This window comes from Salinifilum aidingensis, assembly GCF_054782015.1.
Genome location: NZ_BAAGTH010000002.1, coordinates 176,959 through 202,175 on the forward strand (window position 1 = coordinate 176,959; position 25,217 = coordinate 202,175).

Here is a 25,217-nt window from a genome sequence, read left to right on the forward strand (position 1 = left end):
CGACGGGGCGTGCACAGCTGACGCAGGGGCATCTCGAGAACTCCACAGCGGACGCCGCGATGGTGGAGCAAGCCGCTCGGCCGATTAGTACCGGTCAGCTGAACCCGTTGCCGAGCTTTCACCGCCGGCCTATCAACCCAGTCTTCTTCTGGGGGCCTTAACCCACGTGGGGAGGGACACCTCATCTTGAGGCTGGCTTCCCGCTTAGATGCTTTCAGCGGTTATCCGTGCCGAACGTGGCTAACCAGCCGTGCTGCTGGCGCAACAACTGGCACACCAGAGGTTCGTCCGTCCCGGTCCTCTCGTACTAGGGACAGCTCCTCGCAAGTGTCCTCCGCGCGCGGCGGATAGGGACCGAACTGTCTCACGACGTTCTAAACCCAGCTCGCGTGCCGCTTTAATGGGCGAACAGCCCAACCCTTGGGACCAACTGCAGCCCCAGGATGCGACGAGCCGACATCGAGGTGCCAAACCATGCCGTCGATGCGGACTCTCGGGCATGATTAGCCTGTTATCCCCGGGGTACCTTTTATCCGTTGAGCGACACCCCATCCACCTGGTAGTGCCGGATCACTAGGACCTGCTTTCGCACCTGCTCGACCCGTCAGTCTCACAGTCAAGCCCCCTTCTGCCCTTGTACTCAGCGCTTGATTCCCAACCAAGCTGAGGGGACCTTTGTACGCCTCCGTTACTATTTGGGAGGCAACCGCCCCAGTTAAACTACCCACCAGGCACTGTCCCCAATCCGGATCACGGACCAAGGTTAGATGCCCGGAACGGCCAGAGTGGTATTTCACCAATGACTCCGCGGACACTGGCGTGCCCGCTTCGCAGTCTCCCACCTATCCTACACAAGCCGCACCAAACACCAATGCCAAGCTGTAGTAAAGGTCCCGGGGTCTTTCCGTCCTGCCGCGCGAAACGAGCATCTTAACTCGTCTTGCAATTTCGTCGAGTCCGCGGTTGAGACAGCGCCCGATTCGTTACGCCATTCGTGCGGGTCGGAACTTACCCGACAAGGAATTTCGCTACCTTAGGATGGTTATAGTTACCACCGCCGTTTACCGGCGCTTAGGTTCAGAGCTTCGCCCGCGCAGGGCTAACTCCTCCCCTTAACGTTCCGGCACCGGGCAGGCGTCAGTCCATATACTTCGCAAACACGCTTCGCATGGACCTGTGTTTTTAGTAAACAGTCGATCGGGCCTCTTCACTGCGGCCGACCGGCGCTTCCGCCGCCTGGGGCGTACACGCCAACCGGCTCCCCATCTCCCGAAGTTACGGGGATATTTTGCCGAATTCCTTAACCACGGTTCGCTCGCTCGCCTCGGTATGCTCTACCTGGCCACCAGTGTTGGTTTCGGGTACGGACCGCCGACGCGTCCGCTAGAGGTTTTTCGAGGCAGCATGGGCTCACCCACTTCGCCACGAAGGCTCGGCATCAGGTCTCAGGCACGTGGTGCACGGATTTTCCTGTGCACCGCCCTACACCATTACCCCGGCACAACCACCGGCCGGGTTGGGCTACCCTTCTGCGTCCCCCCATCGCGGGCCCGAACATCAGGCGCCCCGCCACGGTCCGTTTCCGACGCGCGGCACGAGGCCGCACGTGCGGAAGGACGATGGCAGCAGCGCCGGCGATGCCGGGCGGGTCAGCGCCGGCGGGTACGGGAATATCAACCCGTTACCCTTCGACTACGCCTGTCGGCCTCGCCTTAGGATCCGACTCACCCAGGGCGGATCAACCTTCCCCTGGAACCCTTGGCCATTCGGCGGAGGAGATTCCCACTCCTCAATCACTACTCATGCCTGCATTCTCACTTCCAGGCGCTCCACGCCCGGTTTCCCGAACGCTTCACAGCACCCAGAAAGCTCCCCTACCCGGCGAGTCGTGGACTCGCCGCCACGGCTTCGGCGGTGTGCTTGCAAGCCCCGCTGAATTTTCGGCGCGGAGTCGCTTAACCAGTGAGCTATTACGCACTCTTTCAAGGATGGCTGCTTCTAAGCCAACCTCCTGGCTGTCACAGCGACTCCACATCCTTTCCCACTCAGCACACACTTCGGGGCCTTAGCCGGTGGTCTGGGCTGTTTCCCTTTCGACCATGGAGCTTTTCCCCCACGGACTCACTGCCGCGCTGCACCCGGACGTATTCACCGTTTAGCTGATCTCGGTAACCGAAAAGGCCCCTCGACCAACCAGCGCACTACCCCGCCCGGGAACCACGCGACGCTGCACCTAAATGCATTTCGGGGAGAACCAGCTATCACCGAGTTTGATTGGCCTTTCACCCCTGCCCGCAGCTCATCCCCCAGGTTTGCAACCCTGGTGGGTTCGGGCCTCCACCCGGTATTACCCGGGCTTCACCCTGGCCACGGGAAGATCACTCGGTTTCGGGTCCAGGGCACGCGACTCCGACGCCCTCTTCGGACTCGCTTTCGCTCCGGCTCCCCCTCTCACGGGTTAACCTCGCCACGCACCACTGACTCGCAGGCTCATTCTTCAAAAGGCACGCCATCACCCCGCGAACGGAGCTCTGACGGTTTGTAGGCGCACGGTTTCAGGGACTGTTTCACTCCCCTCGCGGGGTACTTTTCACCTTTCCCTCACGGTACTGATCCACTATCGGTCACCAGGGAGTATTTAGGCTTACCAGGTGGTCCTGGCAGATTCGCACGGAATTTCTCGGGTACCGTGCTACTCGGGTGCGGTTCGGACTTCCACGACGGTTTTCGCCTACGGGGGTGTCACCCGCTTCGCCGACGCGTTCCAGCGCCTTCGGCTAACCGTGCTTCCGTCCCGCCGGGTCGGCAGCCCCGGCACGAACCGTCCCGCTACCCCGGATGCGCAACGCCTGCCGGCTTCCCACGCACCCGGTTTGGCCTGTTCCCTTTTCGCTCGCCGCTACTCGGGGAATCGCTGTTGCTTTCTCTTCCGCCGGGTACTGAGATGTTTCAGTTCCCCGCGTTACCGCCCGCTGCCCTATACATTCAGGCAGCGGCGACCGGACATCACTCCGGCCGGGTTTCCCCGTTCGGAAATCCTGGGGTCACAGCTCGGTCGGCAGCTCGCCCAGGCTTATCGCAGCCACCCGCGTCCTTCTTCGTCTCCTGGTGCCAAGGCATCCACCGTGCGCCCTTATCAACTTGCTCACGACAAGACCATCGCGACGCCCACTGTGCAGTTCTCAAGGTGCTCCGAGGTGCTCTGCTCGCACCTCCAGAGCCCGACAGTGCCACCGATCCGCGCGTTTCGCGCGGTGCTGCGGGCCGGACGTCGTCCCACGTTCGGGTACATGTTGCTCAGCTTCGACCCGTGAGCGGGTCGGTGCTCCTTAGAAAGGAGGTGATCCAGCCGCACCTTCCGGTACGGCTACCTTGTTACGACTTCGTCCCAATCGCCAGTCCCACCTTCGACCACTCCCCCCGGGCGCACCGGTTGGGCCATGGGCTTCGGGTGTTACCGACTTTCATGACGTGACGGGCAGTGTGTACAAGGCCCGGGAACGTATTCACCGCAGCATTGCTGATCTGCGATTACTAGCGACTCCGCCTTCACGGGGTCGGGTTGCAGACCCCGATCCGAACTACGACCGGCTTTGGGAGATTCGCCCACCCTCGCGGGATCGCCACCCTTTGTACCGGCCATTGTAGCATGTGTGAAGCCCTGGGCATCAGGGGCATGATGACTTGACGTCGTCCCCACCTTCCTCCGAGTTGCCTCGGCAGTCTCCCGTGAGTCCCCAACCGGATTGCTGGTAACACGGGACAAGGGTTGCGCTCGTTGCGGGACTTAACCCAACATCTCACGACACGAGCTGACGACAGCCATGCACCACCTGTCCACCAGCCACGGAGGGAAACCCCATCTCTGGGGCGATCTGGTGGATGTCAAACCCAGGTAAGGTTCTTCGCGTTGCATCGAATTAATCCACATGCTCCGCCGCTTGTTCGGGCCCCCGTCAATTCCTTTGAGTTTTAGCCTTGCGGCCGTACTCCCCAGGCGGGGCGCTTAACGCGTTAGCTGTGGCACGGAAACCAATCTGGTCCCCACACCTAGCGCCCAGTGTTTACGGCGTGGACTACCAGGGTATCTAATCCTGTTCGCTCCCCACGCTTTCGCTCCTCAGCGTCAGGAACGGCCCAGCAAGCTGCCTTCGCCGTCGGTGTTCCTCCCGATATCTGCGCATTTCACCGCTACACCGGGAATTCCGCTTGCCTCTACCGCCCTCAAGTCTGCCCGTATCGGCCGCCAGCCCGCGGTTGAGCCGCGGGATTTCACGGCCGACGTGACAGACCGCCTACGAGCCCTTTACGCCCAGTAACTCCGGACAACGCTCGCACCCTACGTATTACCGCGGCTGCTGGCACGTAGTTAGCCGGTGCTTCTTCTGCCCCTACCATCAATTTTGTCGGGGCCGAAAGAGGTTTACAACCCGAAGGCCTTCCTCCCCCACGCGGCGTCGCTGCGTCAGGCTTTCGCCCATTGCGCAAGATTCCTCACTGCTGCCTCCCGTAGGAGTCTGGGCCGTGTCTCAGTCCCAGTGTGGCCGATCACCCTCTCAGGCCGGCTACCCGTCGCCGCCTTGGTGGGCCGTTACCCCACCAACCAGCTGATGGGCCGCGAGCTCATTCCGGATCGGAACCGGACCTCGCGGTCCGGAACCTTTCCGTTCCGCCGGATGCCCGGCGGGACGTGTATCCGGTATTAGCCCCGGTTTCCCAGGGTTATCCCGGAGTCCGGGGTAGATTGCTCACGTGTTACTCACCCGTACGCCGCTCGGTTGTCTCCCGGAGGAGACACCTCGCTCGACTTGCATGTGTCAAGCGCGCCGCTAGCGTTCGTCCTGAGCCAGGATCAAACTCTCCAACAATGAATGTTGCGGGGACGCGTCCGGCACTGCCCACTGCCGCGGGCAGTGGGCCCGCATTCGGCACACTGTCGAGTTCTCAAGGTGCGAGTTCTCGATATGAACATGCCGTCTCGGCGACTCACCAGCACCGTAACGAGGCGCCGGCGATCTTTGCAAATGATCCCCAGCCGCCCCGGCTGGGGACGGTGCCAGCCCCGGGTGAACTTCCCGTGGCTGGCTCGCCCTACTCAGTTTAACAACGCGTGCACCGTTGTCCAGTGGGAGCTCGGAGCGAAGCTCGGCGTGCCGATCAGGGGCCCGCCGGCGGCCGCAGCACCCTCCGCCCCGCGGCAACCGGACCCTCGCCGGAGCGGCCCCGCGCCGTTCTCGAGGTGTTCGCGCAACGATCACCTGCCCGGTGGTGCCCCGAGCCGACCAAAAATGAAAGATTCTCGCTTCGGTTGCACGACCGCACGCACGAGCGAGGATCCGAGATGGCAGCGTTGAACAGGCGCCGTTTCCTGCTGACTGCAAGCGTCACCGCGACCGCGCTGGGCAGCGGGGTGCTCGGTGGCGCGCCGGCCGCGAGCACCTCCCCGCGGCCGGTCCCCCCTGCCGCACCGGAGGGGACCACCCTGCGCACCGCCGCGGCCGCGGAGACCGGTGAGGGTTACCGCAGACTGACCGCGGGGCCGGGGTGGCCGGTGGTGGTGCGCACCGACCTCGTCGAGGCCGACGCCGCGCGGGAGGAGCGCCGCGAGCCCGTCGCCGCGTTCACCCAGTTCACCGACCTGCACATCACCGACGCCCAGAGCCCGGTCCGGTTCGAGTACCTGCACCCGCTCATGTCCGGCGCGTTCCGGCCGCAGGAAACGCTCGGCGCGCTGGCCGCCACCCGCCTCGTGCGGCAGGTCAACCGGCTGCGCGGCGCCCCGGTCACCGGCCGCCCGCTGGACTTCGCGATCACCACGGGCGACAGCACGGACAACCACGAACGCGCCGAGCTCGACTGGTACTTCACCGTCCTCAACGGCGGTCGGACGGCCCAGAACACCGGTGCGGACACCTACGAAGGCGTGCAGGACTCCGGGGACCCGCTGTACTGGCACCCCGGCGGCGGCGTGGCCGACCGCTTCCGGGAGCGCGGCTTCCCCGTCCTCCCCGGCCTGCTCGACGACGCGCTGCGCCCCTTCGACAGCCCCGGGCTGCAGCTGCCCTGGTACGCCGCGTTCGGCAACCACGACAACACCGTCGTCGGCACCCTGCCCGACCCGCTCATCCCCGGCCTGGAGGAGCACTACACCGGCTCGCACAAGATCATCGGACGGGACCGGCGCGACGCGCAGCGCGTCGCGGAACTGCTGCAGGACCCGCGCCGCCGCGAAGAGGCAGGTCGCGCACTGGACCGCAACGGCGGTGCCGTGCGCGAAGTGACCCCGGACCAGCACCGCGCACCGTTCAGCACCCAGGAGTTCCTCGAGGCCCACCTCGATCCGGCCAACGCCGGCCCCGGCCCGGTGGGGCACGGCTTCGGGCCGGAGAGCGCTGCGGCCGACACCGCCCACTACACCTTCCGCATCGCCGCCGGTGTCACCGGCATCGTCCTGGACAGCACGAACACGGCCGGTTTCGCCGAGGGCTCGCTCGGGCTCGCGCAGTACCGGTGGTTGGAGCGCACGCTCGCCGCGGCGAGCTCGCGCCACTACGACGAGCTCGGCCGCGAGCAGCGCCAACCGGTGACCGAGGAGTTGTTCGTCCTGTTCAGCCACCACACCAGCGGCACCATGAACGCGCTGCTGCCGGACTTCCGGCGTCCCGGGGAACCCCGCAGGTCCGGGGACGACGTGGTGCGCCTGCTGCAGCGCTTCCCGAACGTGCTGGCGTGGGTGAACGGGCACAGCCACCGCAACGAGATCACCGCGCACGCCGCTGAGGACGCCGCCTGCGGCTTCTGGGAGATCAACACGGCCTCGCACGTCGATTTCCCGCAGCTGGCGCGCGTCGTCGAACTGGTCGACAACCGGGACGGCACGCTGTCGATCCACGTCACGCTCGTCGAAGCCGACAGCCCCTACCGGGCCGACCACGACGACCGCTCCCCCGACGCCTTGGCCGCGCTGTACCGGGAGCTGGCGTTCAACGACCCGCACACCGATCCCGCCGAGCTCGGCGAACTCGGCGACCGGAACGCGGAACTGCTGGTGCCCGGTCGGCTGCCCGTGCGCTGATCGCGGCCGGCCCGGGCAGCGGGGAGCAGCTGGTGCACCGCACCTCGAGCGGCGCGCTCAGCGGCTCGAGCCCCCGAACCGCGCTCAACGCGCGGTCGGGGCCCGCGGTGGTCGCTCGCTGCTGCTCCACCCGCTACGGCCCCTCGCCCAGGACCTCCGCCAAGTCCTCGGGCGAGACGCCCGCGTGCTGGGCGATCAGACCGCGGTCGAGCTGTCGGCCGTCGAAGCGCAGCGCGGCCACGCGCCGCAGCGCCGCGGCCATGAGGTCCCAGGCCTGCTCCGCGTCCTCCCCGCCGATGAGCGACCGGTGCCGGCGCAGGGCGTCCAACCAGTCCCAGACATCCTGCTCCTGCGTGAACACCGGCTCGCCCATGGTCGTCCCTCGTCCCCTCCAGCGCAGCACACGAACGCGGCATGCGCGAGGAGGCGAAAGCCCCGGGACGTCCGCTCGGGCGTCCCCGCCGGCAGGACGGGCCCGACGCGGCGGTGCGGCGGAGTTGCCGGTGGTCGCCCGGCGTGCGGAGGCGTGCAGCGGAGTCCGCGAGGCCGCTCACTCGCAGGACGCGGCGAGCGCGTCGGGGTCTCGGAGGGTCACGCTGCCGTAGCCGAGTTCGACGAACCCGCGCCGCTCGAAGTCCTTGAGCACCTTGTTCAGCGAGGGTCGCTGCACGCCGATCATCGCCGCGAGGGTCCGCTGCGGCAGCAGCACCTCCCCGTCGACGGCTTCGTCCAGCAGCAGCCGGGCCACCTGCGCCTGCAGGGTCCGCCCGAGCAGACCGATCACCCGCTGCTGGCTCGTGGCCAGGCGCTGGGCGACGCTGGAGAGCCACCGGCGGGAGATCGCGGGACGTTCGGTCAGCAGCCCCTCGAACGCCTCCGCGTCGAGGAACAGCGCCGTGACCTCGTCCAGCGCCCGCGCCCCGTAGGGGAAGGGCATGTCGAGCAGGTGCTGGACGTCGCCGTCGACGTCACCGGGGTGCAGCACGTGCACCACGGAGCGGCGCGGGCCGCTGCCGGTGGCGAGTTCCACCCGGCCGCTCTGGAGGATCCACACGCCCCCGTGCTCCTCGGACGTCCCCGCGCCGAACACGGGCTGGCCCTCGGCGAAACGCCGGGCGTGCAGGAAGACCGCCAGGGCCGTCACGTCCTCCCGCCCGAGCGGGGACATCGCACCGCGCCCGACGCGGCGCGCCACCCACGCGGCCTGCAGCAGCGCCGTTTCCGCGGAGTCGCCGGAGTCGCGGCCGCCGAACAGCCGCATCGCCTGCTGCCGCACGCCGGACGGGAACTTCGCCGAGGCCATGCTCCTCATGGTGGCAGCGCGCGGCCCTCCCGCGGGCCGCGGGCCGCGTCGGTCGGGCAGGGCACCGGGTGCTGCGGAGCCCCTCACTCCGCGGGTTTCTCGGCGACGATCAGGGCGTAACCGAGCGCTCCCCGTTCGACGGCCCCGGCGGCGATGCGGGTGTGGTGCAGCACGGTCCCGACATCGACCCCCGCCGCGGTCAACTGCTCCGGTGCGGTCATGCGCAGCAGCTTGATCCGGGCCTCGATGGTGTCGACCATCCCGCGCAGGGCTTCGTCGTGGCGCTGCGCGCGCACGGTGCGCAGCCCGGCCGCGTGCAGCAGCGCCGCGTACTCCTCGAGCGGGCGCGCGTCGGCGATGCAGGCGATCCACGCGGACAGGCCGGTGAGCTCCTCGGGCAGCTCGTCGGTGCGGGCGGTGATGTCGGTGATGCCGGCGCGCCCGCCCGGTGCGAGCACGCGGGCGAACTCGGCCGCGGCGGCGCGCTTGTCGGGAAAGGTGCAGAAGGCGCACTCGCAGACCACCGCGTCGCCCGCCGCGTCCGGCAGCGGGAGGCGTTCGCCGTCACCGACCTCGAAGCACACCGAACCGTCCAGACCCCCGCGGGCCGCGGACCGCCGCGCCCGGTCCACGGTGTCCGCGTTGAGCTCGACCCCGGTGACCTGCACGCCGCGCTGTTCGGCCAGCAGGCGGGCGGTGGCTCCGGGGCCTGCGGCCACGTCGACCACGCGCTGTCCGGAGCGCAGGTCGAGGGCGTCGGCGAGGCGTTCGGTCAGGGCGCGGCCACCGGGGTGGTAGTGCTCGCCGAGCAGCAGGGCGAGCGCGTCCTGACCGTACGCCGCCGCGCAGCAGCTCTTGATCTCCGCGGGGTCCGGGGTGCCGTGCGGGGTCATCATTCCACCGCCTTGCGGCCGACGTTCGTGGTGTCCGGGGCGACGGGGAGCTCGTCCCGGTGCCCGTCCTCGGTGCCGTTGCGGGCGATCTTCGAACCGTAGGGGGAGTCGGCGACGAGCCCTCGCAGCTCGGTGGCGTTGGGCACCACCCCGGCGACGTCCACACCGGACTGCTGCGCGCGGACCTGCTCGCGGTAACCCACGGAGTTGTAGGCGCAGAACGGGATCATCCGCCCGTCCGGGGTGATCTCCTCGACGCAACACTTCATCAGCTGCTTCACGTTGAGGGTGTAGGGATCCCGGAAGTCCTGGACGACGATCATGAACGCCTTGTCGCCGAGGTCCTGCGCGGCTTCGGGCAGGTCGATGCCGCAGGCCTCGCACTCCACCTGCGCCGCGGTGGTCTCCAGGTTGGACGCGGTGGTGTCGGTGCCCATGAAAGCCGAGGCGCTCCACAGCTTCTCCAACGCCTCCCGCACGCCCCGGTCGGGCAGCACCCGGTTGCTGACGTGGTCGAGGTGCTCGCCCACGTCGAGCAGCCGCGGGACCGGCACGACGTCGGTGCGTTCGGGCTTGTCGTCGACGAGCAGGTAGGTCACCGACCGGCAGGTGGGAAAGCAGCACGGCACGGGGAAGAAGTCGCTGGCGCGCAACCAGTCCGGGCACTGCCCGGCGACGAGCTCGATCACGTCCGAATTGGTCAACCGGTTCAGCGGATCGAACTCGACGTGCCGGCCCGAGTGGGTCACCGGTTGGAACGCCACCGAGCGCACGGCCGGGTGCTGCACGCCGAAGCGGACGATGTCGCCCGCTTCGTGCTCGTTGAGCCCGCGCTCGAGCGCGGCGACCAGGGTCACGGTCAGCCCGGCCTCGGCGCAGTTGTCCAGCGCCCGCTTCTTGCGCTCGCGCAGGTCCTTGCCGCGGATCTCCTTGTGCGTGCGCTCGTCGAAACCATCGAACTGCAGGTAGACGTTCACCCGCCGACCGGGGCGGTTGCGCCGGCCGAGCTCGTGGACGAACCGCTCGTCCGTGGCCAGGCGGATGCCGTTGGTGTTGAGGTTGACCGCCTTGATCGGGCGCTGCTGCGCGAGGTCGACGAAGTCGAGGATGTTCTTGTGGATCGTCGGCTCGCCGCCGGAGAACATCACGACCTCCGGTTCGCCCTCGGCCTCGACGAACACGTCCAGCATCCGCGCGCACTGCTCCTGCGTGATCGAGTAGCCGTCGGGCTGGTGCCCGGAGTCGGCGAAGCAGATCGGGCAGTCCAGGTTGCAGTTCGTGTTCACCTCGATGACGCCCAGGCACGCGTGCTGCTGGTGCTCCGGGCACAGCCCGCAGTCCGACGGGCAGCCGTGGTTGACCTCGGTCTGGAAGCTCAGCGGGATCGTGCCCGGCTTGTTGAACCGCGCGGAGTCCACGTACGCCTGCGCATCGCCGTAGACCAGGGCCTCGAACGAGCCGTGCTCGGCGCAGCGCTTGCGCAGGTAGACCTTGTTGTCGCGGATGTTGACCTGGCCGTCGACCACGACCTTGCAGACCGGGCAGACGCTCTTGGTGTACTCGACGAACACCTCGTCGCGATCGCGTTTGGCGGGCGGGGTCGGGTGCGCTCCGTCGTGTTGTTCCGTCACGCCGCCAGCTCACCACCGGTGCGGCCGGGTCGCAGTCGCACTGTCCGCGAGGCAACAGTTCTCCCCCGTTAGTTCTCCCCCGTTCAGCCGCGCGCGGTGCCTACCCGGCGGGCGGTGCGCCCGCCGTGACCGCCGACGAACTGGGCAGCCGCCTGCTGGACGGCCAGGGACCAGCTCGGGTAGGCGTGCACCGCCTGTGCCAGACGGCCGGCGAACATGCCGGTGCGCATGGCCAGCGCCGGTTCGTGGATCATCTCGCCGGCGCGCGCCGCCGCGCTCGTCGCGCCGACCACGCGGCCCCCGCCGAGGTGACCGGTGAGTCGCCGCGGTGCGGCGAGCAGGGTGGTGAACCCGCGCGTGTCGCCGGCGGTGAGGGCCCGGTCCACCTCGCTCATCGGCAGGTGGGCGACGCGCGCGGGACTGCCGAGCAGCTCGTCCTCGGTCGCGCCGACGGCGGCGACCTCGGGGTCGGTGAACACCACCTGCGGGATCGGTCCCGGGTCGAACGCAGGACGCCGTCGGCGGCGCAGCCACGCGGTCCCGGCGATGCGACCCATGGCGTAGGCACCGTGGGTGTGCGGGAAGAGCCCGGTCACGTCACCGGCCGCGGACACCCCGGCGGCGGCCGTGCCCATGTGCCGGTCGACGGGGATGACGCCGTGCTCACCGGGGTAGATGCCGATCACGTCAAACCCGAGACCGCGCGTGTCGGCTTCACGGCCGGTGGCGAGCAGCAGCCGGTCGGCACGCACCGGTGCACCGCCTCCGAGGTCCAGCAGGACCTGGCCGTGCTCCTCGCGCGCGGACAGGACGGCGGCGCCGGTGCGCACGCGCACCCCGTCGGCGCTCAGGGCCTCGCCCAGCACCGCGGAGGCCGCGGGATCGCCGGACGGGAGCACGCGCGGCTGCGTCTCGACGAGGGCGACGGCGGTGCCGAGCCGCGCGAAGGCCTGGGCGAGTTCGCACCCGACCGCCCCCGCGCCGAGCACGGCCATCGACCGGGGTGCTTCGCGCAGGTCGAACACCGCTGTCGCGCACACCCGCACCCCAACACTCCCGGGAGGCCGCGGACATCGCCGTGTCAGGTGGCGGACAGTCCCCACCGACCGTGTCACCGCGCTGACACTCCCCTGCCCGGCGCGTGACGACGTGCGGTGCACTGGAGGTGGAGGTACGAAGGAGGTCCACCGCCATGATCCGCGCCGCGCACCACGACGAAGCACGGGCCGACGACCCCCGCACCGGTGCGCTGCCGGTGTGGCGGATCGGGCTGACCGGCGGGGCCGTCGGCATCCTGTGCTGCGCGGTCCCCACCGCGCTGGCCCTGCTCGGCGTCATCAGCGCCGGCACCGCCTTCACCTGGGCCACCGAGCTCTACGACGGCTACGCCTGGTGGTTCCGGCTCGGCGGGCTGGCGGTCATCGCGCTGCTGGTGTGGCGTTCGCTGCGGCGCCGCGAGCAGTGCAGCATCGCCGGGGTGCGCCGCTGGCGCTGGCGGCTGGCCGGGGTGCTCGCCGTGGCCGCGGCGACCTACGGGGCGCTGTACGCGGTGACCACCTGGCTGGGCACCCTGGCGTGAGCGGCGGCCCGCGGTCGGTGGCGCTGGGCCCGAACCTCGTCGACGACTCAGCCGGAGCTCTCGTCGATGACGGCGCGCAGCGATTCCACGGCGTGCGCCCGGTGCTCGTCGAGCAATCGCACCAGGCGGTCGGCGTCCTTCGCGCGCAGCGCCTCGACGATGGCCCGGTGCTCCCGGTCGACCCGGGTCCGGTTGGCCGTGTCGCCGTAGTACACGGCGCGGTAGGCGTCCGTGGAGTCCCACAGCTGCCGCACGAACCGCAGCAACCGCGGCATGCCGCACGCGTCCAGCAGCGTGAAGTGGAACCGCCGGTTCGCCGCGGTCATGGCCCGGACGTCCCCCGCAGCACCGGCGCGTTCCACCTCGTGCTGCGCCTCGGCGATCCGCTCGAGGTCCTCGGCGGTGACGCGGTCCACCGCCACCCGCGCGGCTTCGTCCTCGAGCAGCGCGCGGATCCGGTAGACCTCGAGCAGGTCGTCGAGCGAGAGCTCGGCGACGAAGTAGCCCCGGTGCGCGCGGTAGACGACCTGCCCCTCGCCTTCCAGGATCTTGAGCGCCTCCCGCAGCGGAACCCGGCTCACGTCGAGCTTCTCGGCGAGCAGGTCCTGCCGCACCGGCTGGCCGGGGCGCAGTTCGCGGGAGACGATCGCCTGGCGCAGTGCGGACAGGACGTATTCCTGCTTCGTGGGTGGCCTGCCACGCGCGGGGCCCGCCGTGTCAGCCGTCATGATCCATCACCGCGCACACACTCCGGAGACTACCAACGTCGTCGCTGGCTGGGCGCCGATCGGCGGCGGGGCCCGCTCAGTCGTGCCAGCGCGGCGAGGTGGTGCGCGGCGGCAGGAACGCCGCCCGCAGGGTGATCAGCCGGGGCTTCCGGCTGCCGGCCGCCTCGGCGAGAGCTCCGACGAGGTCGTCTCCGGACTCGGCCACGACGCGGGACTCGATGCCGAAGCTCTCCGCGAGCACCGCGAGATCGGGGCCGACCAGGTCGACACCGCGCTCGGCGTCGCCGGCGTGCTGCTGGTCGTAGCGCAGCATGCCGTACCCCCCGTCGTCGACCACGAGCACCGTGACCGGCAGCTGCTCCTGGACGATCGTCGCGAGCTCGCCGACGCCGAACAGCAGTCCGCCGTCGCCGCAGACGGCGAGCACCGGACCGCGTCCCGCAGCGGCCGGGCCGAGCGCTGCCGGCAGGGCGTAGCCCAGCGTGCCCCAGCCGTAGGGGCACTGCAGCTGCCGCGGACGGGACAGGGCGGTGTATCCGCAGGCCCAGTACCCGGCCACGGCCATGTCCGTGACCAGCGTGCCGCGCTGCGGCCACGCCCGGTCGATCGCGTCGACCAGCGCCATCGCGCCGGTAGTGCGCGGGTCCTGGTGCAGCCGCTCGCGCGTGGCCTGCCGCAGCTGCTGGACGTCCGGACCGCCCGTGCCCGCGGAGCCGGTCAGCGCGGGGAGCAGCGCGTCGATGCCGGCCGCGGCGTCGCCGAGCACGGCGACGTCGGGGGTGTAGTTCTTGCCCAGTTCACCGCTGTCGACGTTGATCGAGACCAGCCGCGGCGGCAGCGGCATGGACCAGTTCCGCGTGTGCACGCCGTCGAAGTCGGTGCCGATGCCCACCAGCACGTCGGCACCACCGATGAGCTCGGCGACCTCCGGCTCGTGCGGCGGGAGTCCGATCATCCACGGGTGGTCGGAGGGCAGGATCCCGCGGCCGCTGTAGGTCGTCACCACCGGTGCGCGCAGCCGGCGCGCGAGGGCGTCGACCTGCTGCGCCGCCTCCGACTGGACGGCGCCGCCGCCGACCCAGAGCACCGCTGTGCCCGCGTCGTCGAGCAGCCGCGCCGCGGCGGAGATCTCCGCGGGGGCGGGCACCGGCCGTTCCGGTGCGCTCGGGGTGATCTCCGGTGCCGGTGCGTCGAGCAGGTCGGTGGGCACGTCGAGGTAGACGGGACCGCGCGGCCACGCCAACGCGGTGGTGATCGCCTCTCCGACCGCCGCGGCCGCGTGTTCTGCCGAGCGCGGCCGGAACACCGCCTTCGCCAGTGGTTCGAACAGGCCCGCCTGGTCGCGGGACTCGTGCAGCATCCCGCGCACCGCGCCGGGCGCGCGCAGGCGTTCGGGTACTTCGCTGGCGACGACCAGCACCGGGCTGGACGAGGCGGCCGCCTCGCCGAACGCGCCGAGCGTGTTCGCCGCCCCCGGCCCGGTCGTGGTCAGCGCGGCGCCGAGGCGACCGGTGGCGCGGGCGGTGCCGTCCGCGGCGTAGACCGCGGCCTGCTCGTGGCGCACCCCGGTGATGTCCGGTCGGCCTCCGCGCAGCTCGCGCCAGAAGGCGAGGTTGTGCACACCGGGCAGGCCGAAGGCCTGCTCCACCCCGTGGGCGGCCAGCGCGTCGAGGATCCGTCCCGCCACCGTCGGCTGCGGCATCACGCTCTCCCGTCGACAACGACTCCCGGACAACGGCTCCAGGGCCCGTGCGCACGTCGCGGCCGCTCCGCGACGAAAATTGGATCCATAATACAGAGCGGTGATCGGAGCACCAACCGCTTCGCGGCGGCCGGGCACCGCGGAGCCGCTCGACGCGCGGGCCGGCGGTTGCCCCGCGAGCGCGGGCCGCGTTAAGTTGGAACGGACGTTCCAAGTTGGTTGGCGATCTCCGGTGGAGGCGAGCGGTGCCCGACGTCAAGCACTTCGACTCCGACGCGGTGATCACCCGGGTCGTGCCGCTGCTGTGGCAGCGCGGATGGGCACGCACGGGGGTGCAGGAGATCGTCACCGCCACGGGAGTGAGCCGCTCCAGCCTGTACGCGACGTTCGGCACCAAGGACGAGCTGTGCCTGTCCGCGCTGCGCCGCTACCTGAGCGAGCACGTCGACCCGGCGTTCCGGCAGCTCGAAACCGATGATCGCGGACTGCCGGGCATCGCGGCGTTCTTCGGCGCCCTGATCACGGCACGCTGCTGCGGTCCGCGCGCCCGCTGGGGCTGCCTGGCCACTAACCTGCAGGTCAGCGCCGAAGCCGCGGAACCTGGCGTACGGGAGGTGCTCACCGGGCACCAGCAGCGGTTGCACGCGGCGATGCGCACCGCGCTCACCGCCGCGGCACGGCACGCCCAACTGCGCGCGGACGCCGAACTCGACGCCTGCGCCGAGCACCTCGCTCTGCTCGCCCAGGGGGTGAACCTGCGCTCCCGCGCGGGAGCCGACCCCCGCAGCCTGCGTTCGGCCGTGGCGGCCGCACTCGGCGCGCTGCGCCACCCGGACGGCCACGCCGACGTCCGTCCCCGTTGACCCGGGAGCGTCGTTGACCCGGGAACGTCCCCGACGGTCCGCACATCTTCCCCGCAGAAAGGACTCCCGTCCCCCATGGTGGACTTCCCCATCCACAACGAGAGCACCGCGCCGCAGGAGGTCGCCTCCGCACTCGCCGACACGAGGAAGAACCTGGGCATGATCCCGAACCTGCACGGGATCTTCGCCGAATCGCCCCAGGCCTACCACGCCTACCAGGCGCTGACCGAGCAGTTCCACAACACCTCGCTGTCCACGACGGCCCAGCACGTGGTGCTGCTGACCGCCAGCCGCCAGAACTCCTGCCACTACTGCATGGCCGCGCACACCGCACTGGCCAAGCAGGCGGGGGCGGACGAGGCGATCATCGACGCGATCCGGGGGGACAAGCCCGTTCCGGACGAGTCCGCGGAAGCCGTCCGCCGGTTCACCCAGGCCGTGGTGACCCACCGCGGCCTCGTGCCCGAGGACGACACCGCGCACTTCCTCGCCGCGGGATTCACCCGCCGGCAGATCCTCGACGTCGTGCTCGGCGTGACGATGAAGACCCTGTCCAACTACACCAACCACTTCGCCGAAACCCCGGTCGACGAAGCGTTCCAGGAGCACGCCTGGAACGTTTGATCCTCCTCGTGCGCGCGGCGAGCTCCACGCTCCGGGGTGCTTCCGCACCCTGCGCGGTCTCCGTGCTCCACCACGACGGCGGCCCCGGCCCCGGTCCCGAGACCGGGGCCGGGGCCGCCGTCGTGGCACGAGTTCGTCGCGGCCGCGCACCGCCCCCGGTTCTTCCGGAGAGGTGCCCTCCCCGCCCGCGCAGGAGGCGATCGCGTGTCCGCAGTGGACTGCCAGCTTCACGCCCCGGGCGGCGGCCCGTGCTCCCGCGCGCGGCGAGCCTCGGCGTGAGCACCAGTTCCTGCTCGGCGGCGCGCTTCTCGTCGAGGCGTTCGGCCGCAGCGCGGACGGCGAGCTCACCCATCTCCACCGCCTCCTGGTGCACGCTCGTCAAGTCCATGTAGGACAGGCTGGCGGTGCGGCTGTCGTCGTAGCCGACGACCGAGATGTCCTCCGGGGCGTGCACACCCGCCCGCACGAGCGTTTCCAGCAGCCCGGCGGTGCACAGGTCGTTGCCCGCGAGCACGCCCGTGGGCCGGCCGCGGCGGGACAGCAGTTGCCGCGCCGCCCGCGCCCCGGACTCCTCCGCGTAGTCACCGGGCAGGATGTCGATGCGCGCATCGAGGCCGTGGCAGCGCATGGCCCGGCGGTAGCCCTCGCACCGCTCCTCCGCACCGGGCAGGGAGCCCCCGTCGACGTGGGCGATCGCCCGGTGTCCGTGCTCGACGAGGTGGTCCGCGGCCAACCTCGCCCCGTCGACGTCGGCGGGGCGCACGCTGTCGATGCCGGCCGCGCCCGTGTGCTGGCCGATCTCCACGACCGGGACCCGCTGCGCCACCTGCGCGAGGTAGGCGGGGGCCTCACCGGAGAGTCCGATGAGGATCACGGCCTCGCACCGCAGCCCGAGCAGTTCGTCGACGGCCTGGCTGCACCCCGCGGCTCGGCAGCATCGCGCTGAGCGCGATGCTGTAGTCGCACCGCGCCGCTGCAGGTGCTCGTGATGCAGAAGGCGGGCCGGGCGCCGACGTTGGCGGCCGCGTCGAACCACTCGGCGTTCAACCTCGCCAACGCGGGTGGGGCCTGGCTCGGCGGTGCGGGCATCAGCGCCGGGCTCGGGTACGCCTCACCGGCGGTGATCGGCGCGGTGCTCGCGGTCGTGGGCCTGGCCGTGGCGGTGCTCTCCGGCCGGCTGGATCGCGGGCGGAACACCGCGGGACCGCGCTCCGTGGTCAGCAACACCGCGGCGGCGGGAGAAGACGAGACCGTCCCGGCCTGCGACGTGCGGTGACGGCCTCCAGCACGGTGCGCACCACGATCACCCGTCGAGCACGCGCCAGTAGTAGAGGGCGCGCTCGTCCGAGCCCGGTTCGGTCGTGCGGAAGCCGTGGCGCTCGTAGAAGCGCCGCGCGGCGACGTCGCCCTCATCCACGTTGATCTCGACGAGGCCGACCCCTTCGGCGACCGCGTCGGCGAGGATCCGCTCCACGAGCGCCGATCCGATGCCGCGCCCCCGCAGGTGCGGAACCACGTAGAGCTCGTCGAGCAGGGCGACCGGACCGGCGAACCAGACGTTCGGCCGCCGTGTGAGCAGAGCGAGCGCCACGGCCGGGTCCCCGGCGAGCAGCGCCGTGGTCGCCTCGCCGGCGAGCAACCGCCGCAATCGCGCGGTGAGCACCTCCACCCCGGGCGTGGGTGCGTCGAACTCGGTGTTGAAGTCGTGCAGCAGTCGCGCCACGACGGCTGACTCCTCGACCGCGGCCTGCCGGACCGCTGCGGCACGCACGAGCACCCCCGTTTCCGAGGCGGACGTCGCCTCCGCGCGCACGCGGCTCGGTGGAGCGCCCCCACCCGCGCTCCCGCCGGCGCCGGAGCGGAGCTCGGCGAGCAGCGGCACCGCCGCCCGCCGTCAGCGCCGTGCGCGGCGGCGACCGCGGGCGGCGGGCTCTCCCGCACGGCGCGGTGTTCCGCTGATCCGCTCCCGGGTCAGTCGAACCTGATCACACCGCGGATGTTCTTGCCGTCGCGCAGGTCCTGGTAGCCCTGGTTGACGTCTTCGAGCCGGTAGGTGTTCGTGACCAGCTCGTCGAGCTTGAGCTGACCGGCGTCGTAGAGCCGCAGCAGCTTGACGATGTCGTACTGCGGATTGGCGGAGCCGAACAGCGTGCCCTTGACGGTCTTGCCGAACAGGGTCATCTCGCCACCGGAGAGGTGCACGGTCAGCTTGGCCGGGTCGGCCAGGCCGGTGATGACCACGGTGCCGCCCTTGCCGATGGTGCTGAACGCTTCCGAGACCACGGCTTCGTCGACGGTCCCCACCAGGATGAGCGCGGTGTCGGCGCCCTGCCCCCAGGTCAGCTCGGTGACCTTGGCGCGGGCTTCGGCCGGGTCGGCGAAAGCGTGCGTGGCGCCGAACTTCAGCGCCGTGGTGCGTTTGAACTCGACCGGATCGACCACGACGACGTGCTTGGCACCCGCGTGGACCGCCCCCTGCACCGCGTTGACCCCGAGCCCGCCGGCCCCGTAGATCACCGCGGTGTCGCCGGCGCGGACATCACCGGCGTAGACCGAGGTCCCCCACCCCGACGGCACGCCGCAGCCGACGAGCACAGCGGTCTCCAGCGGCAGCCAGTCGTCGACCTTGACCACCGAGTGCTGGGAGATCGTGGCGTGCTCCGAGAACGTGCCCAGCATGCACATCGCACCGTAGTCCGTGCCGCCGCTGTGGAAGCGGAACGTGCCGTCGGGCATGCTCCCGTCGAGGATGGTGGCTCCCATGTCGCAGAGGTTCTGCCGTCCCGTGGAGCAGTAGCGGCAGGTGCCGCAGTTCGGGATGAAGCTGCACACGACGTGATCACCGGGTTCCACCTTCGTCACGCCCGGGCCGACGTCCTCGATGACGCCCGCGCCTTCGTGCCCGCCCACGACCGGGAACCGCGGGGGCAGGTCCCCGTCGGCCAGGTGCAGGTCGGAGTGGCACAGCCCGGCGGCGACGTAGCGGATCAGGACCTCTCCCGCGCCGGGGCCGTCGAGGTCCAACTCCATGATCTCGAAAGGCTGGTGCACGTCGGTGAGCACTGCAGCTTTGGTCTTCATGGGGCCTGTCCCTTCACTCGGGGAGCTGACGGACACCGCACGTCAGACCGGGACCCCGCGCCGCACGGCCGTGCGGCGCGGGGTCCCGACGCATTCGGACCCGTTCATGCGATGTGCGGCCCCAGCCTGGCGCAGTGTGACCGCGGGCACAACAGCGGGAACCGGGTGCCGCGCCGGTGCTCCCGGTGCACCACTCCACCGGAGTACCGCCGCGGACCGCTCAGCAGCACGAGCCCCGCGCGCGGCTGTCGACGGAGCGCACCGCGGCCGGTTCGGGCACGTCGAGCGTCGGGTTGCGGTCGAAGAAGCCGACCGGTTCGAGGGCGAAGCCGCAGCGGTCGACCGGCATGACCGGCCAGTCCTCGGGGCGCGGGAAGTGGGTCATGCCGAACGTGTGCCAGACGACGATGTCCTCGCCGTCGATCGGCCGGTCCTCGGCGGCGCAAGCGGGAAGGCCCGCGCCGCCCGGGTTCTGGTTCACGTACTCGCCGGCGGGCCACCGCCGCCCGGGCTCCGCGCGCGTGACCCACACGTGCCTGGTCGCGAACTGCGCGCGGCGCGCGATCGCGGAGTCCTCGTCCGCGAGCAGCGGCGGCGAGCCCTGCACCCGCAGCTGGTACCCCACGGGACGGCCGAGGCGGTTGGTGGCGGCCTCGTTGACCACGTGCCAGCTGCGCCCCGCCGCGGTGTCGGCCAGGCGCGCGGCCTCGCCCTCGGAGGTCAACCGCGTCGCCCGGCGGGTGAACGCGTTGCCGTACGGGTTGCCCTCGCCCGCGGGGACGCGCTGGACCTCGACCTCGTCGACGGCGTTGCGCTGCCCGTCGACGGCCATGTCCAGGCGCGCGCAGAACAGGTGCTGGTGGTACGGCGCTGCCAGACCCGGCGCGACCTCGCCGGCCCACTGGTGCTCACCGCCGGGATGGCTGCCGGTGAAGACCACCCCGGTGGCCTTGCACTCCAGCTCGATCCTCCCGTCCAGGTAGAAGTACCAGTAGAAGCCGTAGTCGTAGTTGCCGACGGTGACGAAGAAGGAGATCACGAGCCGGCGCTGCCGCCGCACCTGGCGGGATCCGGTGAAGACGTCGGAGTGCTTCCACAGCACGCCGCAGTCCTCCTCGTGCATGCAGATCGCGTTGTCCAGGGTCAGCGGTTCGCCGTGGTCGTCGGCGACGACGGCGTCGAAGTAGTGGATCTCGCCGAGGCAGTCGCAGCCGAGCCGCAGCGAGTTCGCCTGCTTGCCGAGCAGGTACTCACCGGCGTCGAAGTAGTTCTGCCAGAAACGCACCGGGCTGGGATCGCCGTAGGGCACGACCATCTCGGCGATGGACGCGCGGTGGACGATCGGGCGCTCGCGGTCGCCGTCGCGGTAGGAGATCCGGTGCAGCACCAGGCCTTCCCGGGCGTCGAAGCCGACGCGCAGGCTCCAGTCGTGCCAGCGCACCACATCACCGTCCACGCGGAAGCTCGCCCCCTCGGGCTGGACGACCTCGATCGGCCGGAGGTCCTCCCGCGGCGGGCCGACCGCCGCGGGATCGTCGAAGTTGCCCTCCTCGGACGGGATCGGCATCACCGCGTGGTCGATGACCTCGACGACCCGGCGGTCGACGAGGTCGACGTAGGCGACGAGCCCGTCGATCGGGTGCGCCCAGGGGTGGTCCGCGGGCCTGTGCTGGAGGAAGCCGAGCACGCGCATCATGCGCCTGCCCCGCTCGCCGGGGATCTCGAACACCCCGGCGGAGAGCGGGCAGGCGCACACCTGCGCGGGGTCCTCGATGCCGCGTCGCGCGAGGGCGTCGGCCCACCGCTGGTCGGCCCCGACGATGTCGCCGACGCCGGCGAACTCCTCGCCGAGGATCGCGGGTTGGCCCTCCTCCGCCACCGCGATGTCGCGCACCGCCTCGACGGCGGAGCGGGCGAGCGAGACGGTGGCTTCCCGCGCGGCACCGGAAGCCGTGTCCAGCAGCACCGCCTGCACGCGGCGCTGCGCGGAGTCGCCGGGCGCGTGCTCGGCGATCTCCTGCTTGGACGGTTCGACGAGGCCGAGGTAGGCGAACCGGGTGTCGGGACCGAGCAGGCCGGCCCGGTCGAGAATCCGCCGGGCGGTGTCGATCTCCGCGGCGCGCAGGCGGTCGAGGGGGTGGGCGGGTGCGCTCGCGGGCGTGGTGGTGCTGGATTCCATCGCTGGTCTCCTCTGAGGCGGTGCACGACGTCCCCGCGCTGCGGAGCTCCGGCGGGAACGGAATATCCGACTGGGTGTGGTGCACATCACCGCGGTGCGAGTTTTATTCTACGAACGTCCGTTGAAAAAACAAGGGTGCCGCACTCCCGCCGCGCTACCCTGCTCCCAACCGCTCCGGAACGGACCACGATGCCGAAACTCGTCGACCACCAGACCCGCCGCCACGCGATCATCAGCGCCGTGCTGCGGCTCGCGGCCCGCGGCGGCCTCGACGCCGTGACCATGCGCGACGTGGCCGCCGAAGCCGGCTTCGCCAACGGCGCCCTCACCCACTACTTCCGCAACAAGGACGAGCTGCTCATCGCCGCCTACCAGCACATCTACGACCGGACCAACCAGCGCGCCGAGACCGCCACCGACGGGGTGAGCGGGCTGACCGCGCTGCGGCGGCTGTGCCTGGAGATCCTGCCGCTGGACGAGGAGCGCGTCGTCGAAGCCCGCGTGGCCGTGAGCTTCTGGGGCCGCGCGCTGCACAACCCGGACATGTCGGCCCTGCACGGGCGGGTGCTCGACGACTGGCGCGCGCGGATGCTGCGGTGGCTGCGCGAAAGCCGCGACAGCGGCGAGATCCCCGAGGGGACCACCGCCGAACGCGTGGCCGACGCATTGCTCGCCGCGCTGATGGGAGCCCAGGTGAACGCCACCATGGCGCCCGGTATCAGCGCGCCGGAGCGCCTCGAGGCCGTTCTCGACGGCATCCTCGAACCACTGCTCAGCGGCGCGCCGCGGCAGTGACGCGGCGGACGAGGTTCACTCCTCGGCCAAGCGCGCGGGGAACCCCCCGGTGGCGATCGGCCCCCACCGGTCGATGTGGACGCGGATGAGCGACTTGTTCTGCCGCGCCATCGCCTCGCGGTACTCCGCCCAATCGGGGTGCTCGCCGGAGATGCAGCGGAAGTACTCGACCAGCCCGTCGAGCGCCTCCGGCATGTCCAGCACCTCGGCGCGTCCGTCGACCTGGACGTACGGGCCGTCCCACTCGTCGGAGAGCACGCACGCCGACACCCGCGGATCGCGGCGCGCGTTGCCCGCCTTCGCCCGCTCCGGGTAGGTCGCGATCACGATGCGCCCTCCGTTGTCCACCCCGCAGGTGACCGGGGACATCTGAGGGCGGCCATCGGAGCGCGCGGTGCTGAGCAGAGCGCGGTGGCGCGGCCGCAGGAACTCCAGCAGCGCGTCGAAGTCGACGCGCTCGGCGGTGGCGATGCGTGGCATGCGGTGACCTCTCCCCCGTTCCGGCGAGTTCCGTGTTCACTGGGGTTGACGCGGTGCGCCGGCGGGCGGACGTGCTCCTGCCGACGCCTCGCCCCCGGATCCTGCACCGCAGCCTCGCACACCTGCCCACCGACCGACGACACGTCGACAACGCCCGTCGCGCGGGGACGCACCGTCTCGCCGCTCCGCTCAGCGCGGCAGGAGCTTCAGCGTCGTGCCGCGCGCCTGCGGGGTGAGCATCGGCGGCACGTAGGTGTCGAGGTGCGCTCGGTACTTGCTGCGGTAGGCCTCGTCGATCGCGTCGTTGATGCCGTCGTCGGTCACCTCGGCGACCGCGACCTCCGCAGCCACCCCGCCGGCGCGGATGTGCGCCTTGCCGCTGGCGTGCGCCGCGCGGAACCACGCGCCGTCCTGACCGCGGTACGAACGCACGTAGAGGTCGTCACCGTGCGGCACCACCCAGATCGGCACCGGTTCCCGCGCGCTGCCGTCGCTGTTCTGCGGGGCGATCTCCACCTCGTCGGCGTGCGCGATCCTGGTGAACTCGTCCGGGTCCCACGTCGTCATCCCCGCTGCCTCCCTGTTCGCCTGGGTGAAGGTGCAGCCCTTCCCACCGGCGGGGAGGGCGGCGCGCTCCCGCACCATGGTCGGCCCCGGAACGGCTGATCGCAGGACTCCGGCGGCCGGCGGGAACCGCCACGGGCTGGGGCGAGGCCCGCCCCGCGCCCGCTGCGCGCAGAAGCGAGCTGACCGCGCCCGGCGCGGAAGCGGATCCGGGTGGAAGCGGGCCGGGACGGGGCCGCCGATCGTCACCCCCCGTCCGGGACCGACGCCCCCGCCGAGCGCTGCGCAGCGACCGCCCGGTCCACGTCCGCGGCGAGCAGCTCGTGGTTGAGGCCGATCCCCGCGGTCGTGCCCGCGCTCGCGGCGTTGATGAGCTGGGCCGGATTGTCGACGACGTTGCCGGCCGCCCACACCCCCGGCACGTTCGTGCGCCCCGCGGGGTCGGCGGAGACCCAGCCGTCGTCGCCGAGCGCGCACCCGAGCTTGCGGAGCAGGTCGTCGCGCGGGACGAACCGGGGGCCGACGAACACGACCTCACGAGCGAACACCTGCCCATCGGCGAGCTCCACACCGGACACTCCGCTGCCCCCGGCGCGCACTCGCGCGACCTCGCCGTCGACGATCCGCACCCCGCGGGCCTGCAGGCGCTCGCGTTCGCTCTCCTCCAGCGCGATCCCGCCCGGGAAGAACACGACGTCCTCGGACCACTGCCGCACCAGGTGCGCCTGGTGCAGCGTGAACGGCCGGTTCTCCCCGCCGAGCACGGCGAAGGCGCTGTCGCGCACCTCGTGGCCGTGGCAGTAGGGGCAGTGCAGCACGTCCAGCCCCCACCGCTCGCGAACACCGGGGACGTCCGGAAGTTCATCGACCAAGCCCGTCGCCACGAGCACCGTCCGGCTCGTCACCGCGCGCCCTCCGGCGAGGTGGACGACGAATCCGCTCTCCGCGCCCTGCTCGACGGTGTCCACGCGCTCGCCGCACAACTCGCCGCCGTAGCGGCGCACCTCCTCGCGGCCGACCGCACCCAGCTCCCGCGGGGACTCGCCGTCCCGCGAGAGGAACCCGTGCAGGTGCTCGGCCGGCGCGTTGCGCGGTGCGCCGTCGTCGACGAGCAGAACCCGCCGACGGGACCGCCCGAGCACCGTGGCCGCGCTCAACCCGGCCGCACCGCCGCCGATCACCACGGTGTCGTAATCCGCTGCCGCCATGCCTGTCCTCTCCGCTTCCGCCCGCATCCGCGCACCGGGCGGGCTGATCGTCCGTTCCTGCTGCACCTCGACCGCGTGACGAGGGCGGGCAACGGTCGCGAGCGCCCGCCGGGACGTCAGCTGAAGCCGCTCAACGCAGTTCCGAGCAGAACCGCAGGCGAGCACGCGCAGCCGAGGACCAGCTCGGGCAGCACGGGTCCGCGGGCCGCTGTCCCGGAGGCGGGCCGGCGGCCTCGCGGCCGGATCTCGACGCGGTCACCACCGCCCCGTGCCGGTTGTCCGAACGTGCGCGGGAGATCCGCACCTGTCACGCGCGGATGCGGCCCACGGCCAGCCGACCTCGATCAGCGGCGGGAACGCTCACCCTACCAGATCTCGATCAACGCCGCGGGCGAGAACGACCCCTCCGCGCAGGTGGAACCGCGCCACGCGCCGAACGTCACCACCCCCGCGGTCACCGCCGCGGCACGGGGGGAGAACTCGCCCGCACCGGCTGCCGCAGGTTCGTCCAC

At 70.9% G+C, this 25,217-nt stretch carries 20 protein-coding genes, 2 rRNA genes and 1 pseudogene; 6 read left to right on the plus strand and 17 right to left on the minus strand.

Going from position 1 to position 25,217, the window contains the following annotated elements; genetic code table 11:
• Positions 1-63: 63 nt before the first annotated feature.
• Both ACYVJE_RS03865 and ACYVJE_RS03870 read right to left on the minus strand, forming a co-directional pair.
• Positions 64-3,147, minus strand: a 23S ribosomal RNA gene (locus tag ACYVJE_RS03865).
• 186 nt (positions 3,148-3,333) lie between these two features.
• Positions 3,334-4,868, minus strand: a 16S ribosomal RNA gene (locus ACYVJE_RS03870).
• Together the 16S and 23S rRNA genes form the textbook arrangement of a ribosomal RNA operon.
• 473 nt (positions 4,869-5,341) lie before the next feature.
• Here ACYVJE_RS03870 and ACYVJE_RS03875 point away from each other — a divergent pair.
• A complete protein-coding gene (locus tag ACYVJE_RS03875; protein WP_461143293.1) occupies positions 5,342-7,075 on the plus strand; it encodes a TIGR03767 family metallophosphoesterase in 1,734 nt (577 codons plus the stop codon).
• Between the two features lie 133 nt (positions 7,076-7,208).
• Here ACYVJE_RS03875 and ACYVJE_RS03880 read toward each other — a convergent pair whose 3' ends face one another.
• The 5 genes from ACYVJE_RS03880 to ACYVJE_RS03900 form a co-directional block, all read right to left on the minus strand.
• Positions 7,209-7,448 (minus strand): hypothetical protein, encoded by a 240-nt coding sequence (locus ACYVJE_RS03880; protein ID WP_459159711.1) that lies wholly within the window; start codon positions 7,446-7,448, stop codon positions 7,209-7,211.
• 177 nt (positions 7,449-7,625) lie between these two features.
• Positions 7,626-8,378 carry a Crp/Fnr family transcriptional regulator gene (locus tag ACYVJE_RS03885; protein WP_461143294.1) on the minus strand — a complete coding sequence of 251 codons (753 nt, stop codon included), beginning with the start codon at positions 8,376-8,378 and terminating at the stop codon, positions 7,626-7,628.
• A gap of 83 nt (positions 8,379-8,461) precedes the next feature.
• Positions 8,462-9,274, minus strand: a complete 813-nt coding sequence (locus tag ACYVJE_RS03890) for a class I SAM-dependent methyltransferase (protein ID WP_461143295.1) — start codon at positions 9,272-9,274, stop codon at positions 8,462-8,464.
• Positions 9,271-10,902, minus strand: coding sequence for a radical SAM protein (locus ACYVJE_RS03895; RefSeq protein WP_461143296.1), 1,632 nt, complete (start codon positions 10,900-10,902; stop codon positions 9,271-9,273). The genes ACYVJE_RS03890 and ACYVJE_RS03895 overlap by 4 nt, the downstream gene beginning before the upstream one ends.
• An 83-nt stretch (positions 10,903-10,985) precedes the next feature.
• Complete coding sequence (locus ACYVJE_RS03900; RefSeq protein WP_461143297.1) at positions 10,986-11,942, minus strand: FAD-dependent oxidoreductase; 957 nt, start codon at positions 11,940-11,942, stop codon at positions 10,986-10,988.
• A 152-nt stretch (positions 11,943-12,094) separates the two neighbouring features.
• On the opposite strand from ACYVJE_RS03900, the gene ACYVJE_RS03905 reads away from it, so the two are divergent.
• On the plus strand, positions 12,095-12,481 hold the full coding sequence (locus ACYVJE_RS03905; protein WP_461143298.1) for a hypothetical protein: 387 nt from the start codon (positions 12,095-12,097) through the stop codon (positions 12,479-12,481).
• A gap of 47 nt (positions 12,482-12,528) precedes the next feature.
• Here the strand turns inward: ACYVJE_RS03905 and ACYVJE_RS03910 are convergent, their stop codons facing one another.
• Both ACYVJE_RS03910 and ACYVJE_RS03915 read right to left on the minus strand, forming a co-directional pair.
• A complete protein-coding gene (locus ACYVJE_RS03910) occupies positions 12,529-13,209 on the minus strand; it encodes a GntR family transcriptional regulator (protein WP_459159705.1) in 681 nt (226 codons plus the stop codon).
• Between the two features lie 76 nt (positions 13,210-13,285).
• Positions 13,286-14,911, minus strand: a complete 1,626-nt coding sequence (locus ACYVJE_RS03915) for a thiamine pyrophosphate-binding protein (protein ID WP_461143299.1) — start codon at positions 14,909-14,911, stop codon at positions 13,286-13,288.
• A 245-nt stretch (positions 14,912-15,156) separates the two neighbouring features.
• Here ACYVJE_RS03915 and ACYVJE_RS03920 point away from each other — a divergent pair, with 245 nt between their 5' ends.
• Positions 15,157-15,774, plus strand: a complete 618-nt coding sequence (locus ACYVJE_RS03920) for a TetR/AcrR family transcriptional regulator (RefSeq protein WP_461143300.1) — start codon at positions 15,157-15,159, stop codon at positions 15,772-15,774.
• A 75-nt stretch (positions 15,775-15,849) separates the two neighbouring features.
• Positions 15,850-16,398 (plus strand): carboxymuconolactone decarboxylase family protein, encoded by a 549-nt coding sequence (locus ACYVJE_RS03925; RefSeq protein WP_461143301.1) that lies wholly within the window; start codon positions 15,850-15,852, stop codon positions 16,396-16,398.
• Between the two features lie 307 nt (positions 16,399-16,705).
• Here the strand turns inward: ACYVJE_RS03925 and ACYVJE_RS03930 are convergent.
• A pseudogene (locus tag ACYVJE_RS03930) lies at positions 16,706-17,434 on the minus strand (substrate-binding domain-containing protein); the annotation flags it as partial.
• Here ACYVJE_RS03930 and ACYVJE_RS03935 point away from each other — a divergent pair.
• Positions 17,387-17,674, plus strand: coding sequence for a hypothetical protein (locus tag ACYVJE_RS03935; protein ID WP_461143302.1), 288 nt, complete (start codon positions 17,387-17,389; stop codon positions 17,672-17,674). The pseudogene ACYVJE_RS03930 and the gene ACYVJE_RS03935 sit on opposite strands and share 48 nt — an antisense overlap.
• A 27-nt stretch (positions 17,675-17,701) precedes the next feature.
• On the opposite strand, the gene ACYVJE_RS03940 is transcribed toward ACYVJE_RS03935, so the two are convergent.
• The 3 genes from ACYVJE_RS03940 to ACYVJE_RS03950 form a co-directional block, all read right to left on the minus strand.
• Positions 17,702-18,169 carry a GNAT family N-acetyltransferase gene (locus ACYVJE_RS03940; RefSeq protein ID WP_461143303.1) on the minus strand — a complete coding sequence of 156 codons (468 nt, stop codon included), beginning with the start codon at positions 18,167-18,169 and terminating at the stop codon, positions 17,702-17,704.
• A 200-nt stretch (positions 18,170-18,369) separates the two neighbouring features.
• Entirely contained in the window at positions 18,370-19,479 is a 1,110-nt protein-coding gene (locus tag ACYVJE_RS03945) for an NDMA-dependent alcohol dehydrogenase (RefSeq protein ID WP_461143304.1), read from the minus strand.
• A 220-nt stretch (positions 19,480-19,699) separates the two neighbouring features.
• Positions 19,700-21,658, minus strand: coding sequence for a primary-amine oxidase (locus ACYVJE_RS03950; RefSeq protein WP_461143305.1), 1,959 nt, complete (start codon positions 21,656-21,658; stop codon positions 19,700-19,702).
• Positions 21,659-21,847: 189 nt separating this feature from the next.
• On the opposite strand from ACYVJE_RS03950, the gene ACYVJE_RS03955 reads away from it, so the two are divergent.
• On the plus strand, positions 21,848-22,453 hold the full coding sequence (locus ACYVJE_RS03955) for a TetR/AcrR family transcriptional regulator (protein WP_461143306.1): 606 nt from the start codon (positions 21,848-21,850) through the stop codon (positions 22,451-22,453).
• Between the two features lie 15 nt (positions 22,454-22,468).
• Here ACYVJE_RS03955 and ACYVJE_RS03960 read toward each other — a convergent pair whose 3' ends face one another.
• The 4 genes from ACYVJE_RS03960 to ACYVJE_RS03975 form a co-directional block, all read right to left on the minus strand.
• Positions 22,469-22,933 (minus strand): PPOX class F420-dependent oxidoreductase, encoded by a 465-nt coding sequence (locus ACYVJE_RS03960; protein WP_461143307.1) that lies wholly within the window; start codon positions 22,931-22,933, stop codon positions 22,469-22,471.
• Between the two features lie 189 nt (positions 22,934-23,122).
• Entirely contained in the window at positions 23,123-23,500 is a 378-nt protein-coding gene (locus ACYVJE_RS03965) for a DUF2255 family protein (RefSeq protein WP_461143308.1), read from the minus strand.
• A 242-nt stretch (positions 23,501-23,742) separates the two neighbouring features.
• The gene (locus ACYVJE_RS03970) at positions 23,743-24,705 is read right to left on the minus strand and encodes an NAD(P)/FAD-dependent oxidoreductase (RefSeq protein WP_461143309.1); all 963 of its coding nucleotides are present in this window, start codon (positions 24,703-24,705) and stop codon (positions 23,743-23,745) included.
• 365 nt (positions 24,706-25,070) lie between these two features.
• Complete coding sequence (locus ACYVJE_RS03975) at positions 25,071-25,217, minus strand: hypothetical protein (protein ID WP_461143310.1); 147 nt, start codon at positions 25,215-25,217, stop codon at positions 25,071-25,073.